This window comes from Sphingobium sp. DEHP117 (genome assembly GCF_030867385.1).
Taxonomy (GTDB): domain Bacteria; phylum Pseudomonadota; class Alphaproteobacteria; order Sphingomonadales; family Sphingomonadaceae; genus Sphingobium.
The window spans coordinates 391,690-406,708 of record NZ_JAPFBJ010000002.1; the positions used below are offsets into that span (position 1 = coordinate 391,690).

Genomic DNA, 15,019 nt, shown 5'->3' on the forward strand with positions numbered 1-15,019 from the left:
CTTTTGAGGTCAAGCCAACACCCTCACCAGCGCCGCACCAACGGCTGCCGCGCCGAGCGCTACCGCGCCATAGCGCAGCAGCCAACCCGGCTGCCAGACGAGCAGCCTTACCTCGGGCAGGGGCGGCGGGGGCGGCGCGCCGCCGGGGGCGGGGTAGCGGTCCTCGATCCGGCGGACGAGATCTGGCAGGCGCATCAGCGTGCGCCAGTGTTCCACCAGCGTGTCCGCCGCCTTCGCCTCAGGCCCCAGCTCGTCGCGCAGCCAGGCGGAGACATACGGCCCGCTCGTTTCCCACATGTTGATGTCGGGGTCGAGCGCGGTGGCGATGCCCTCGACCATCACCATCGTCTTTTGCAGCAACAGCAGGTGCGGCTGCGTCTCCATGTCGAAGTCGCGCGTGATCGCGAACAGCCCGTCTAGCATCTGGCCGACGCTCAGCTCGCTCGCGGGCTTGCCGCGCATCGGCTCCCCCACCGCGCGCAGGGCCGTGGCGAATTCGGCGACATCATGATGCGCGGGCACATATTGCGCCTCGAAGTGGATCTCGGCGACACGGCGGTAATTACCTGTAATCAGGCCATAAAGTATCTCCGCGAGCCACAGCCGCGCCTGCCGGTTGATCCGCCCCATGATCCCGAAGTCGATCGCCGCGATCCGCCCGTCCGGCGTCACGAACAAATTGCCCTGGTGCATATCCGCGTGGAAAAAGCCCTCGGCAATCGCCTGCCGCAGGAAGGTGTTGACCAGCCGCGCCGCGAGCGCCTTCGGGTCATGCCCGGCGGCGATGATCGCCTCCCGGTCAGAGATCTTGACGCCGTCGATCCACGCCATCGTCATGACCCTGCCGGTGGTGCGATCCCAGTCGATCGCCGGCACGAGATAACCCGGCTCGGCCGCCATCGCTTCGGCCAGCTCGGACGACGAAGCCGCCTCGCGCCGCAAGTCCAGCTCGCGCGCGGTCCAGCGTTTGAGGTTGGCGATGACGAGGCGCGGGCGCAGCCGCTTCGCCTCACCGCCCAGCTGCTCCAGATGCGCCGCCGCCCATTCGTATGTCGCGATGTCCCGCGCAAACTGGTCCGCGATGCCCGGGCGCAAAACCTTGACCGCCACGTCCCGCCCCTCGGTCGTCACCGCCCGGTGGACCTGCGCGATCGACGCGGCACCGACCGGCACTTCGTCGAACCGCGCGTAGACTGTCTCCAGCGGCTGTCCCAGCGTAGTCTCCACCGCCGCGCGGATGGCACGGAAAGGCAGCGGAGGCAGCGCATCCTGCAAGGTGAGCAGATCACGCGCCGCCGCCTCGCCCACGAGGTCGGGCCGCGTCGCGAGCGTCTGCCCCAGCTTGATCGCCGCGGGCCCGATCGCCTGAAACGCCGCAGCATAGCGTGGCTGCTTCGGCACGCGCGCGCCCAGCCGGGCGAGCCGCACAAGGCGGCGCACCGGCGCTGGCGTGTTCGCGTCGCGCTCGATCCCCATCAGCGCGCCATGCCGGGCGAGGATGCGCCCCCATTTCAGCAGGCGCCAGAGATGCGTCGCGTGGCTCGTCATGAAATTATTTTCTGGATCCCCGCCTGCGCGGGGGCATGAACCACTGCGCCGTTCATGCCTTCCAGCCCGAATGGATCGCCACCAGCCCACCCAGTATCGGCTCCACCCTTGTCTGCGTGAACCCAGCCGCGCGGATCATCTTTTCGAATTCCGGCATCGGCGGAAAGCGGCGAATCGATTCGATGAGATAGCGATAGCTGTCCTCGTCCTTCGCCAGCATCTTGCCGATCTTGGGCACGAGGCGATGGGAGTATGCGTCATACACTTCGGAAAAGCCCGGCCAGACGCAGGTCGAGAATTCGAGGCAGAAAAACCGTCCGCCATATTTGAGCACACGGTGCGCCTCGCTGAGCGCCTTGTCGATGAAGGTGACGTTGCGAATGCCGAAGGCGATCGTGTAGGCATCAAAGCTCCGATCCGCGAAGGTCAGCGCTTCGGCGTTCTGCTCTGACCAGGTCAGACCCGCAATGTCCCTCTTCTCCGCCCGCTCGCGGCCCACGGCCAGCATCTCCGGGTTGATGTCCGCCACCGTCACTGCCGCGCCGGACTTGGCGAGGCGGAACGCGATATCGCCCGTGCCGCCCGCCATGTCGAGGATCGCCTCGCCTTTGCGCGGTTTCACACGCGAGACGAACTGATCCTTCCACAGCCGGTGTGCGCCCAGCGACATCGCGTCGTTCATCAGGTCATAGCGCCGCGCGACACCGGAAAACACCTCGCGGACCATGCCCGCCTTTTCGCTGGCATCGACCTCGCGATAGCCGAAGGATACTGTTTCGCTCATGCGCCGTCTCTAGCCCCTGTTTATCCCGGTGGGAAGCGGCTAAGCAGGCGAACATGCCAGAGCTTCCCGAAGTCGAAACCACTGTCGCGGGCCTGCGGCCGGTGCTGCAGGGGCACGTGCTCACCCGTGTCGAGACCCGCCGCGCGGACCTGCGAACCCCTTTCCCGCCAGACCTGCGCCAGCGGCTCACCGGCGCGCGGGTCACCACACTTAGCCGCCGCGCCAAATATGGCCTGATCGATACCGATCGGGGCGACGTGATGATCTTTCACCTCGGCATGTCCGGACGCTGGCGCGTCGACCCGGCGGAAGTGGGAAAGCATGACCATCTGATCCTCGAGACAGACGCCGGGCGGCGGCTGGCCTTATGCGACCCGCGCCGGTTTGGCTTTGTCGATCTCGTCACGGCAGACACGCTTGGGGAATATCCGCCGTTCACGCGCATGGGGCCAGAGCCGCTGGACGCCGCTTTCACCGGCCCAGCTCTCCATGCGACGCTGGCGGGCAAGACCAGCCCGATCAAGGCGACACTGCTTGACCAGCGTGTCGTGGCCGGCCTGGGTAATATCTATGTGTGCGAGGCGCTGCACATGGCCGGAATCGCGCCGGAGCGCGCGGCGGGAGCGCTCTCTCCGGAGCAATGCTCCGCGCTTGTGGCAGCGGTAAAACAGGTTCTCACGGCGGCCATCGAGGCAGGCGGTTCAACCCTGCGCGACTATGCCCGCCCGGACGGCGAGCTCGGCTATTTCGCCAAGCAGTGGCGCGTGTATGGGCGCGAAGGAGAGGCCTGCCCCGCCTGTGCTACCCCGGTATCCCGGCGCGCGGAGGGCGGCCGCAGCACCTTCTACTGCTCCACCTGCCAGCGCTAGACCATGGTTCGCGCCTTTATTGGAAGCCAGCGCCGCTTCAATCAAAGGCGATCAGGTTCAGCCGAAGCGAGCCGCAGCCCGCCCCGTCACCCAGTCCGGTCAGCGGCAGCGGACGTTGTTGCGGTCAATCGCCCGCCCCGCAAGCGCACCGCCGGCGGCACCCAGGATCGTGCCCAGCGTCTTGCTACCACCCGGCGCGATGACATTGCCCAGCACGCCCCCCGCGATGCCACCGACGATCAACCCGGTCGTGCCATCAGGCTTCTTGCAGTAATAATTGCCATTGGCATCGCGATAGATCTGGTCATCGTCGCGCAGCACATAGCCGTCGTTATAGCCCCGGTCAGAATAGCGGGGGCGATCATCGCCATAGCCGGCGCACGCCGCGAGCGGGAGGGCCGACAGCGTGCACAGAGACAAGAGCGCACGGGATTTCAGGGTCTGGGGCATGGTTTCTCTCCTTGGGGGTAGGAACATGTCCCGGTTAAACCCACGACGAAGCGATAGGTTGCCTTGCCTTCGGTATCACCCGTTACGGAGCAATGACGCCAGATACCACCCAGTATAGCTTCGCTTCTCCTTTACCACCTGCTCCGGCGTGCCCTCGGCCACGATCTCGCCGCCTTTGACGCCGCCTTCCGGCCCCAAGTCGATGATCCAGTCCGCCGTCTTGATGACGTCGAGATTATGCTCGATGACGACGACGGAATTGCCCTGCTCCACCAGCGCGTGCAGCACTTCCAGCAATTTGCGCACATCCTCAAAGTGCAGGCCGGTCGTCGGTTCATCCAGTATATACAGCGTATTGCCGGTCGCGCGGCGGCTGAGTTCCTTGGCGAGCTTCACCCGCTGCGCCTCGCCGCCTGACAGCGTCGTCGCCTGCTGGCCTACCTTGACATAGCCCAGCCCCACCTCGGCCAGCATCGCCATCTTGTCGCGGATCGGCGGCACCGCCTTGAAGAACTCGACCGCGTCCTCCACCGTCATGTCGAGCACGTCGGCGATGCTCATCCCCTTGAACTTCACCTCCAGCGTCTCGCGGTTATAGCGTTTGCCGTGGCACTCTTCGCAGGTGACGTAGACATCGGGCAGGAAGTGCATCTCGATCTTGATCAGCCCGTCGCCCGTGCATTTTTCACAGCGCCCGCCCTTCACGTTGAAGCTGAATCGCCCCGGCTTGTATCCGCGCGCCTGGGCCTCCGGCAGGCCGGCGAACCAGTCGCGAATGTTGGTGAAGGCGCCGGTATAGGTCGCCGGGTTGGAGCGCGGCGTGCGTCCGATCGGTGACTGGTCGATGTCGATCACCTTGTCGCAATGCTCGAGGCCAGTCACCTTGTCATGCGCCCCGGCGATGATGCGCGCGCCGTTGAGGTTGCGCGCGGCGGCCGCATAAAGCGTGTCGATGGTAAAGCTCGATTTGCCGGAGCCGGATACCCCGGTGATGCAGGTGAAGGTGCCTAGCGGAATGCTCGCCGTCACCCCGCGCAGATTGTTGGCGCGGGCATTGTGCACCGTCACCTTCTTGCCGCTCCCTTTGCGCCGCTTCTTCGGCACGGCGATTTCGCGCGTGCCGTTCAGGTAATCGGCGGTGAGGCTGCCGGATGAAGCGAGAATATCCTCAAGGCTTCCTTCCGCCACCACCTCGCCGCCATGCACCCCCGCGCCCGGCCCCATATCCACGATATGGTCGGCGGCGCGGATCGCGTCTTCGTCATGCTCCACCACCAGAACGGTGTTGCCGAGATCGCGCAGGCGTTTCAGCGTGGCGAGCAGCATGTCGTTGTCGCGCTGGTGCAGGCCTATGCTGGGTTCGTCGAGCACATAGAGCACGCCCGAAAGGCCCGAGCCGATCTGGCTGGCGAGGCGGATGCGCTGGCTCTCGCCGCCCGAAAGCGTGCCGGAGGTGCGGTCGAGATTGAGATAATCGAGGCCGACATTGTTCAAAAAGCCCAGCCGCTCGATGATCTCCTTCAGTATCGCCCTGGCGATCTGGTTCTGCTGATCGGTGAGGTGATCGGGCAGCTGCTCGAAGAAGGCGAGCGCGTCGACCACGCTGCGGCGGGTGGAAACGGAAATGTCCTCGCCCGCTATCTTGACCGAAAGCGCCTCGGGCTTGAGGCGCGCGCCGTGGCAGGTCTCGCAGGGTTGCGCCGTCTGATACTTTCCCAGCTCCTCACGCATCCATGCGCTTTCGGTGGAGAGCATGCGCCGGTTGAGGTTGCCGATCACCCCCTCGAACGGCTTGTTGACGCTATATTCCTTGCGCCCGTCCTTGAAGGTGAGCTGCACGGGCTTGCCGCCGGTGCCGTGCAGGATGATGAGCCGCACCTCGCCGGGCAGCTCCGCCCAGGGTGTATCGAGCTTGAAACCATAGGCCTTGGCGAGGCTTTCCAGCACCTGCATATAGTAGGGCGAGGGCGGGTTGGATTTCGCCCACGGCACGATCGCGCCCTTCCTGAGGCTGAGCGCCTCGTTGGGCACCACGAGCTGCTCGTCGAACAGCAGTTTCTCGCCCAACCCGTCGCACGCCGGGCAGGCGCCCTGCGGCGCGTTGAAGCTGAACAACCGCGGCTCGATCTCCGCCAGCGTGAAGCCTGACACGGGACAAGCGAATTTTTCGGAAAAGACGATGCGGTTGGCGGGAATGCCCGCGCCCTTCATCGCGCCGCCGTCGGCCACCTCGGCTTCCCGACCCGGCACCACGCCATCGGCCAGATCGACATAGGCCAGCCCCTCGGCCAGCTTCAGCGCGGTCTCGAAACTGTCTGCCAGCCGGGTGGCGATGTCGTCCTTCACCGCAATGCGATCGACCACCACCTCGATGTCGTGCTTGTATTTTTTGTCGAGCGCGGGTGCTTCCTCGATGCCGTAAAACTCGCCGTCGATGCGCACGCGGGTGAAGCCCGCCTTCTGCCACTCCGCCAGCTCCCTGCGATATTCACCCTTGCGGCCGCGCACTACGGGCGCGAGCAGATAGATGCGCGTGCCCTCGGGCAACTGCATCACCCGGTCCACCATCTGGCTTATGGTCTGCGCGGAGATCGGCAGGCCGGTCGCCGGAGAATAGGGGATACCGACCCGCGCCCACAGTAGGCGCATATAATCGTAAATCTCCGTCACCGTTGCGACTGTGGAGCGCGGATTGCGGCTGGTCGTCTTCTGTTCGATCGAGATGGCGGGAGAGAGGCCGTCGATATGCTCTACATCCGGCTTTTGCATCATTTCGAGAAACTGGCGCGCATAGGCGGACAGCGACTCGACATAGCGCCGCTGCCCCTCGGCATAGATAGTGTCGAACGCAAGGCTCGATTTACCCGATCCGGACAATCCGGTAATCACGATTAGCCGGTCGCGCGGCAGGTCGATATCCACGCCCTTGAGGTTATGTTCGCGCGCGCCGCGCACTTTGATATGGGTCAGCATGCAAAGGTCCGTAAATTGATTTCAAGGCTGGATCGGCCGGGATCGGGCGCCGCAGGTGTTCCATATATGTTCTGATGAGCAGAAGCGCAATCACGGCTTGCGACGAGATTAGGTCGAAGGAGAGATATTTATGTTGCAACGCAACATGTTTGTTTCTTAACATGGGACAACGGATGCTTAAGCGTTTGCTAACCGCTTAAGGCGCATAAGGAACCGGTCCGAGTTGAAAAGGTTCGCATATGGGACAGATGGACATGAGCGGTAAGCCGACTGACGGCACGATCACCCTCGCGGAAATGCGGGAGTTTGCCAGCTTCCCGGCTGCTACCCAGCGATACATCCGCCGTTCGCTCGATGTCGCGTTCCACCGCGCCGATGCGATGGAGCTGTGGTGCCGCGACGTGGTCGAGGCGGCAAGCATTCGCGCACAGGCCCGGATTTATGAGCGCATCCAGAATCTGCGTGCCATCGTTCCTGATGACAGCGGGCTTGAGCAGATGGAACCGTTCATGGCTCCACTTATCACCATTTCCGCCTTCGATCTGGGGCAGGACAGGCTCTCCAGCTTCTCTGCCTACCGCTTCCTCTATGAACGCCTGCTTGGCGCGGGCGCGCGGCCATGGCTGCCCGGCGCGTTCTGCGCGGCGGCGAGCCTGCCAAACCTTCACCCGGACAAACGGCGTCTTCTGTTGCAGTCGATCAGCGAGGCGGCGGCGACGGCCATCGGCTGGTCCAATCGCGAGCCGAGCTTCTACCCCGAATGGGTCGAGAAGGTCGACGTCACCAAACCGGCGAATTAACGCAGCGCGCTTCAAGCCGGCCCAGCGCCCAGCGCGCGGCGTCCTGAACCACCGGGTCGTTATCCCCCAGCAGTGCCGACAGTGCGGGCACGAGCGATCCGTCCCCGCTATTCCCTGCCGCGATCGCCGCGTTGCGCACCATGCGGTTTCGCCCGATGCGCTTGATGGGGGAGCCCGAGAAAATCTCCCGAAATCCGGCATCATCGAGCCGCAAGAGATCGTCCAGCCGTGGCGCGGCCAACTCCGCGCGCGGCAGGAAAGCTTTGTGCGCCTGCGCTGCCTGCGCGAACTTGTTCCAGGGGCAGGCGGCAAGGCAGTCGTCGCAGCCATAGACATGATTGCCGATGCCAGGACGCAACTCCTCAGGAATCGGGCCTTTATGCTCGATGGTCAGGTAAGAGATGCACCGCCGCGCATCGAGGCGGTAGGGCGCGGGGAAGGCGTCGGTCGGGCAGGCGGTTTGGCAGGCTGAGCACGAGCCGCAGCGGTCCCGCGCCGGGGCATCCGGCATCAGCGCCGCATCGACATAGATCGCGCCCAGGAACAACCAGTTGCCTTGGCTGCGGCTCAATATATTGGTGTGCTTTCCCTGCCAGCCGATGCCCGCCGCCTGCGCGAGCGGCTTTTCCATCACCGGCGCGGTATCGACGAAAACCTTGAGTGCGCCCATTCCCTTCTGCTCGACCATCCAGCGGGCGAGGGCTTTGAGCGCGGATTTCACGACATCATGATAATCCCGCCCCTGCGCATAGGCGGAGATGCGCCCCCGCTCGGGCTGATTGGCCAGCGCCATCGGATCGGCGGCGGGGGCATAGCTCATGCCGAGCATGATCACCGATCGCACCTCCGGCCATAGCCCTTTGGGCGATGCCCGCTCCGCCGCCCGGGTTTCCATCCACAGCATTTCGCCGTGGCAGCCCTGCTTAAGCCACTCGCGCAGGCGTGCCCCGGCTTCCGGCGCCGCTTCGGCATCGCAAATGCCGCAGGCTGCAAAGCCCAGCTCCGCCGCCTTGGCCTTGAGGCGCTGTTCGAAAGGGATAGTCGGCGCGGTCATGGCGGCACCAGCCTTAAAGCAGGAGCGCGGCTGCGCAAACGGGGATTAAAGCGAAGCGGGCCGAGTGGAGACCGGCGCGGCAGGGCGCAGGATGCGGTAGATCCGCGTGGTGCCCTCGCCTCGCACATGCATGCGCATAAGCCAGTCGGGTACCTGCCCCTTCACCAGCCGAGCGGCCAGCCCATGGGGCGCCTTGCTGCTGTAACGTTTGATTTCGTTGCCATCCGGGAACAGCAACAGATAGTGCGCGGAGGTGCCAAGCACGATCGCCTTGTCCGTGCCCGGCGGGGCGGTGAAGGCGTGGATCACTTCGGTCATGCCGGCGATGTTGCGATGATGGGAGGTCGCAATCACGCTGTGATCGGTGCGTAGCAGTATCTCCGGCCCGACATCGAGCGAGGTGAACAGCACCGAGGGCGGCAGCGCGCGCAAAGCCTCGATCCGAGCATAAGGCGCGATCGTCTTGCCGCCCTTGCTGTCGACATCGTCCGGCACGTTCGCAAGCTTGGAGACCGCCATGCTGGAAAGCGCCGCCCCGCCAAAAGGCGTCAGCACGCACAGCGAAGCGGTGAGCAGTACGCGCGCCGCCATATGCCGCATCGCCGCGATACGGGGATAGAGGCGGGCGATGATCCACATGTTGCCGATCAGCATCAAAAGGTGGGCCACGCCCATGGCGCGCAACACCATGAGGCAGACCACAAATGCGCCCAGTGCCATGCCGAGCAGCGAGAGCCAGTCGAAGCGCTTGTCCGCGTCCTTCTCTGAAAGCGTCGCGGCGATCATGCCGGCGAGGCCCAGCAGGCCGGGGACAAGGATGATCGTGGCGGTCGAAACATCCTGCCGCCAGACCGGCTGCCCCTCGGCAATGGCGAGGTACCAATAGTCATATACCAGTGGGTCAAGCGCCTGAAATGGGCCAGCGAGGCATTGCGGAGCATAGGCTACCAATGCCGCAGCTCCAGCCGCCGCCGCGATGGCCAGCGGCGCGATGCGGCGCGCGATCGTTGCCTCACCCAGCATCTTGTGCCCGGCCCACAATAGCGTCGCCACCGCAAAGAGCGGCAGCAGATAGGGCGGAGACATGGAGTCGCAATGCGTTTCGAGGCTTGCTGCCAAGCCATGGGTGCCGAGCAGCAGCAACGCCGAAGCAAGGGCGAGCACCGTAACGAAGCCCATCAGCCGCGGCCATTCGTCTTGCGGCCGTGCGATGTAACGCAGGCCCAGCACCGCGCCGTTGATCGCGATATAGGGCAGCGCCTCACCGGAGATATGCACCCACATCGCCATGGAGGCACCGGCGATCCAGCCGCCTCGGCGCGCATCCCGCGCCAGCACACCGCCGATGACCCCGACCGACGCCACCACCTGCCAGGCATGATGGTCGATCCTTAGCGGCGACATCTGGGTGAGGATCGGAAAGGAGGTTACGAGCAGCGCCACGACCAGCACGGCACGATGCGGCCCGACGAAGCCGCGCACCGCAAAATAGACCGCGACGCACATCGCCAGCAGGGTGAGCATCGGCACCGAGACGCAGGCGATGATCTCCGCCATATGGTCCCCGAACAAAGGACGCATTGCGATGATGATGCCCGCAATCGGCAGATCGACCAGCCGCGACCAGTGCATCGGCCCGCCCACGGGTGGGTTGATGCGGTGCATGCTGACATCGAACCAGCTCTGGCCTGCGAGGAAATTGCGCACCTGCACGAGGCGCAGAGCATCATCCGGATCGCGAAATTCAAGATGGGCAAAGCTGCCCCAATGCCAGGCGAGCCAGACGATCGCGCACTCCAGCCACAACGCGCCGACCAGCCATAGGGCGTTGTGCCCGCGTTCTATCCAGGGGCGGCTGTCCTCACGCAGGCGCAAGGCTGCGGCGCCTGCAAAGTCTTCAGGAAAGAGCGGCCGGGTCACGCAAAGACCACGGACCGGCGGAGCAAGTAGGTGGCTTGAAAGCTGATCGCGACGGCGACGAGCTTGGCGAGACGCGGATCCAGCCCGAAATGGCTGCCGGTGCCTACAATGAGGCTGGTGAGCGCAAGGCCGATGAGCGTCGAGATGACGAACAATGCCTTCTGCCGTGTGCGCTGCGGACCGCGCAGCGCCTGCTCGGCGAACACGAGGCGCGACGAAACGAGCCAGTGCACCAACAGGCCGCTGCAATAGCCCGCCATCGAGGCCGGAACGGGTTGCGTCCCCATTTGCAGCAGCATCATGAACAGGCTGAGGTCAGCCGCCAGCGCCAGCGCGCTCGCCATGATGTAGCGAGCGTAGGTGATGCGCCAGACGAGGGTTGCTGCACGAGCGATCATATCGTCAGGCTACCGCTTAAGGTGTTACCGGTTCGTTAATCCGGCTCGGAACGTCGCGCACGCTCGCCAGCGCCGCCCGCTCACCAGCAGTCAGGGCACTGTTGGACACTTCGCCCTCGTCGCCGGATTCGTGATATTCGGCGTCTTCATTGACCTGCCACGTGTCGTACACGCGCGACCCCGCCTCGATGTTGCGGACGGTGAGCATCGCCGTCATCATGGCGTGGTCCTGGTTGTTATAGCGGTGCATGCCGTTGCGGCCGACGAGGTGCAGCGTTGGATATTTCGCTTCCAGCTCGTGGCGCATCGCGGCGACATTGTCGGCATAGCCATCATCGTAGACCGGATAGGCCTTTTCCTGCCGCACGACCGCGCCGCCAATCACATCCTCCGGCTTGCAAAGGCCGAGGATCGCCATTTCCTTCTTTGCCAGCTCCACCAGATCGGCGTCGGCGGATGCCCAGAGCGTGTCGCCCTCAAAGCAGAAATATTCCAGACCCACGCACGCGATGCTGGGGTCGGGCACCATTTCGGGGGACCAGCTGCGGAAGTTCTGCACCCGGCCGACCAGCACCTTGCTGTCGTGGATGTAGATCCAGTTGTCCGGGAACAGATCCTCGGAGCGGATCATCAGGGCTACGGTGAGGAAGTCGCGATAGTTGAGCTTGTTCGCCTCGACGATCGTCTGCGGCTTCGGCTCGATCCGGTCGGCCAGCTCGCGCATCGGCGCAGAGCTGATGACATGGGCGGCGTTGACGGTCACGATCGAACCGTCCGCCTGCCGTGCTTTCAGGTTCCAGCGGTTGCCGCCATCCTGGCTCAGGCTTTCGAGCGTGTGGCTCATCAGCACATGGTTGCCCTTGGCGCGCACATGATCACGCGCGGCCTCCCACATCATGCCGGGGCCAAGGCGGGGATAGCGGAAGGTCTCCAGCAGGGTCTTGGTTTCCATGCCGTCATTGGGCTTCTTGTTGAGGCCAAGGCTGCGCTTCAGGCCGTCCATCACCGCCGCGCCGAGGCTTAGGCCCTTGATGCGTTGCGCCGCCCAGTCTGCTGACATCTCGTCGCACGGCATGCCCCACACCTTTTCGGTGTAGGTCTTGAAAAAGATCGAGAACAGGCGGAAACCAAACTGGTTGACGACCCAGTCCTGAAAGCTGCGTACGTTTTTCGTCGGGAATGCCTTCGCCTTGGCATAGCTCAACATACATAAGGTGGAGCGGAAGATGCCGAGATTCCACAGCGCCTCGAATGCGCGCAACGGATAGCTGTAGAACTTGCCCTCGTAATAGATGCGACTCATGCGGGGGCGCTGGATGAAATCGTCGGGCAGGATCTCGTTCCAGAGATCGACCACCTCCTTGGACTTCGAGAAGAAGCGGTGGCCACCGATGTCGAAACGGAAGCCTTCATGCTCGACCGTGCGGCTGATGCCGCCGACATAATGGTCATCCTTTTCGATGACCGTGACCTTGTATCCGCTCTTGGACAACAGGTAGGCGGCCGTGAGACCGGCCGGCCCTGCGCCGATAATCGCTACATCCGTGCTATGGTCGCCCAGCGACATTCTCATTCCCCAATATGGCGGTTGCCCGCTTAACCGCATGCCGCAAATTGGCTAAGGAAAGCTTAATCCTATAGTGATCGTCGTGCGGCCGAACGAACGGGCGCAAGGCGGTTGGAGACATTGCAGAATATTTCTTGCATCGCAACATCAAATCAAAATCCGCTCCAGCTCACGGCGATGGCGGAACGCACCAGGCTTCTGAGCGTTATCGCCCCGTTACCTCTGCTGAAGGAGCATCTTATGAATAAACTCGCTGTTCTGGCGCTCACCACCGTCTCTCTTCTTCTGGCTGCCTGCAATACTGTGAAGGGTGCAGGTAAAGATATCGAATCCGTCGGCAACGAAGGCGAAAAGGTCATTAACCAGTAAGTCGTTTGCGCCCTTTCGGGACGTTACACTGAAAATTTACGTTCCGGGCCTATTACCTCCGGTCTGCTTCCTTTGTGAGCACCGGAGAGATGAAAACAGAAAAGCGCGCCAACGAGCTGTTCCGACCACTTATATTGTTGTCGGTAGTAGCTACGATTTTGCTCCTTGTCGGGGGGTATCATCTTGCGTTGCGGATGAATGACGCAGCGAAAGAGCGTGAACAACAGCTCGTAGCCAATGGAATTGCAAACAAGATTGTCGAAGTAGACAAGGGTGCCGTTGGTCAGGTGGTGTGGGATGACGCCTTGGCCAATCTCGAAGCGCGCAACATCGACTGGGCAACCGACAATATTGGTCAGTTCCTCTACGATACCTCCTTTTTCCAATATAGCTTCGCATTGGATCATCAGGACAGGCTGTTTTTCGCGACCGATATCGGCCAGCAGGCGCCACTGTCGATTTACACCCCTTTCGCGCGTTCCATGCATACCGCCATCAAGGCCGCGCGGCGCAAGGAAGCAGAGCGCCGCAAGAAAGGAATACAGCTGGGTTCCTTGAAAGACCCCGTCCAGTACCACAATCTGGTCAGGATCAACGGGCGCGTGTTCGTGGTGGTCGCTTCATTGGTGGAGCCGGATTTCGGCACGGTCAAGCAACGGTACGACCGCGCGCCTATTGTTATCGCCGCCACCCAGATCAACGATCAATTTCTCCAGGCTTTCGCTCAGCGATATATGTTGCCGGATCTCAAGCTGCGGCTGGATCAGCAGGAAGACAAAAGGGGCACTGCCCAGGTTGACCTCAACGACGACAAGGGCCGCTACGTCGCCACGCTGGAGTGGACACCTGGCGCACCGGGGACGGAGCTGGCCCTCAAGCTGCTTGCTCCCACCCTGGTTGTTATCCTGCTGTTCTTCGGGTTGATGGCCCTGTTCCACAGGCGGAGCTGGCGCGCCGCGCAACAGCTGATCGCCAGCGAAGCGCGCGCCTCGCACCTGGCCTATCACGACCCGCTGACCGGCCTGCCAAACCGCGTGATGTTCTTTGACCGGCTCGGCGTCGCGCTCGATCAGCTTCGGCGCAACGGCACCTCGATTGCGGTGCACTGCCTTGATCTGGACCGGTTCAAGGAGGTGAACGACACCTTTGGACACCAGATTGGCGATGAGTTGATCGTCGCGGCATCGCGCCGCATTGCCGAGGTATGCCGCCGGTCAGACACTTTCGCGCGGTTGTCGGGCGACGAGTTCGCGATCGTCCAGCTCGACGCCACACCTCATGCCGCGGCGCGACTGGCCGAGCGCATCGTGGAGTCGATATCGCTGCCGATGGAACTTTCCAGCGGGCGCGTCCATGTGTCCTGCTCGATCGGGGTAAACCTTCTCACCGAAGGCGAGGTCGCCGCCGCCGATGCGCTGCGCCATGCCGACCTCGCGCTCTATCGTTCCAAGAACAACGGCCGTGCACAATACAGCTTCTTTGAGCCGGAGATGGACGCGGCGATGCGCATGCGCCGCGAGATAGAAGGCGAGCTGCGCGAGGCGCTGAACAAAGGCGAGCTCAACATGGTCTATCAGCCACAGTCCGACAAATCGGGCAAGATCGCCGGCGTCGAGGCGCTGCTGCGCTGGAAGCACCCGGAGCGGGGCGACATCTCGCCCGCCATGTTCATCCCCATCGCAGAGGAATGCGGCCTCATCAACGAGCTGGGTATGTACACCCTGCGCGAAGCCTTTATTGCCAGCCGCCAGTGGCAGGGCTTGAAGGTCGCGGTCAACATTTCCGCAGCCCAGTTGCGGATGCGTGACTTCCCAGAGAAGGTCGGGGAGCTGGTCAGGGAATGTGCGGTCGATCCGCGCACGTTCGAGATGGAGATCACCGAAGGCCTTCTGCTTGGCGACGACCCGGTGACGCATGGTGTGCTGCGCCAGTTGCGGCAGATGGGCTTTTCGATCGCGCTCGATGATTTCGGCACCGGTTATTCCAGCCTCAGCTATCTACAGCGCTATCCCATCGACAAGATCAAGATCGACCGCAGCTTCGTCGCGAACCTCGGTATCGAAAAGGAATCCGCCGCAGTCGTGCAGGCGATCGTGAAACTTGCGCGCGCCCTCAAGCTCGAGGTCATCGCCGAGGGGGTGGAAACCACCGAGCAACGCGACCAGCTGATCGAAATCGGCTGCGAGGAGATTCAGGGATATCTTTATAGCCGCCCGGTCGAGGCCAAGCAAATCGACCGGATGTGCGATAAGCCGGAAACGCTTACTTCCCGCCGCGCTTGACCTGA

General features: G+C 63.2%; 12 protein-coding genes. 4 read left to right on the top strand and 8 right to left on the bottom strand.

Annotated features, from left to right (window positions below; genetic code table 11):
* Positions 1–9 precede the first annotated feature (9 nt).
* Positions 10–1,548, bottom strand: coding sequence for a 2-polyprenylphenol 6-hydroxylase (gene ubiB, locus OOT33_RS08940; protein ID WP_307749680.1), 1,539 nt, complete (start codon positions 1,546–1,548; stop codon positions 10–12).
* 52 nt (positions 1,549–1,600) lie between these two features.
* Complete coding sequence (locus OOT33_RS08945; RefSeq protein WP_307749681.1) at positions 1,601–2,332, bottom strand: ubiquinone/menaquinone biosynthesis methyltransferase; 732 nt, start codon at positions 2,330–2,332, stop codon at positions 1,601–1,603.
* A 53-nt stretch (positions 2,333–2,385) separates the two neighbouring features.
* Between OOT33_RS08945 and mutM the strand changes: the two genes are divergently transcribed.
* Positions 2,386–3,201 (top strand): bifunctional DNA-formamidopyrimidine glycosylase/DNA-(apurinic or apyrimidinic site) lyase, encoded by an 816-nt coding sequence (gene mutM, locus OOT33_RS08950; protein ID WP_307749682.1) that lies wholly within the window; start codon positions 2,386–2,388, stop codon positions 3,199–3,201.
* A gap of 99 nt (positions 3,202–3,300) precedes the next feature.
* Here mutM and OOT33_RS08955 read toward each other — a convergent pair whose 3' ends face one another.
* A complete protein-coding gene (locus OOT33_RS08955; protein WP_307749683.1) occupies positions 3,301–3,651 on the bottom strand; it encodes a glycine zipper 2TM domain-containing protein in 351 nt (116 codons plus the stop codon).
* Between the two features lie 75 nt (positions 3,652–3,726).
* Positions 3,727–6,624, bottom strand: a complete 2,898-nt coding sequence (gene uvrA / locus OOT33_RS08960) for an excinuclease ABC subunit UvrA (protein ID WP_307749684.1) — start codon at positions 6,622–6,624, stop codon at positions 3,727–3,729.
* A gap of 248 nt (positions 6,625–6,872) precedes the next feature.
* Here uvrA and OOT33_RS08965 point away from each other — a divergent pair, with 248 nt between their 5' ends.
* Positions 6,873–7,424 carry a hypothetical protein gene (locus OOT33_RS08965; protein ID WP_307750343.1) on the top strand — a complete coding sequence of 184 codons (552 nt, stop codon included), beginning with the start codon at positions 6,873–6,875 and terminating at the stop codon, positions 7,422–7,424.
* On the opposite strand, the gene queG is transcribed toward OOT33_RS08965, so the two are convergent.
* Genes queG through OOT33_RS08985 form a run of 4 tightly spaced genes read right to left on the bottom strand, consistent with a single transcriptional unit; the run spans position 7,405 to position 12,363 of the window.
* Positions 7,405–8,478 (bottom strand): tRNA epoxyqueuosine(34) reductase QueG, encoded by a 1,074-nt coding sequence (gene queG, locus OOT33_RS08970; protein ID WP_307749685.1) that lies wholly within the window; start codon positions 8,476–8,478, stop codon positions 7,405–7,407. The genes OOT33_RS08965 and queG overlap by 20 nt on opposite strands.
* Before the next feature lie 45 nt (positions 8,479–8,523).
* Positions 8,524–10,398 (bottom strand): hypothetical protein, encoded by a 1,875-nt coding sequence (locus tag OOT33_RS08975; RefSeq protein WP_307749686.1) that lies wholly within the window; start codon positions 10,396–10,398, stop codon positions 8,524–8,526.
* On the bottom strand, positions 10,395–10,796 hold the full coding sequence (locus tag OOT33_RS08980; protein ID WP_307749687.1) for a GtrA family protein: 402 nt from the start codon (positions 10,794–10,796) through the stop codon (positions 10,395–10,397). The genes OOT33_RS08975 and OOT33_RS08980 overlap by 4 nt, the downstream gene beginning before the upstream one ends.
* Before the next feature lie 16 nt (positions 10,797–10,812).
* On the bottom strand, positions 10,813–12,363 hold the full coding sequence (locus OOT33_RS08985; RefSeq protein ID WP_307749688.1) for an FAD-dependent oxidoreductase: 1,551 nt from the start codon (positions 12,361–12,363) through the stop codon (positions 10,813–10,815).
* Between the two features lie 240 nt (positions 12,364–12,603).
* Between OOT33_RS08985 and OOT33_RS08990 the strand changes: the two genes are divergently transcribed.
* Positions 12,604–12,732 (top strand): entericidin A/B family lipoprotein, encoded by a 129-nt coding sequence (locus OOT33_RS08990; protein WP_307749689.1) that lies wholly within the window; start codon positions 12,604–12,606, stop codon positions 12,730–12,732.
* Positions 12,733–12,926: 194 nt separating this feature from the next.
* On the top strand, positions 12,927–15,014 hold the full coding sequence (locus tag OOT33_RS08995) for an EAL domain-containing protein (protein WP_307749690.1): 2,088 nt from the start codon (positions 12,927–12,929) through the stop codon (positions 15,012–15,014).
* Positions 15,015–15,019 lie beyond the last annotated feature (5 nt).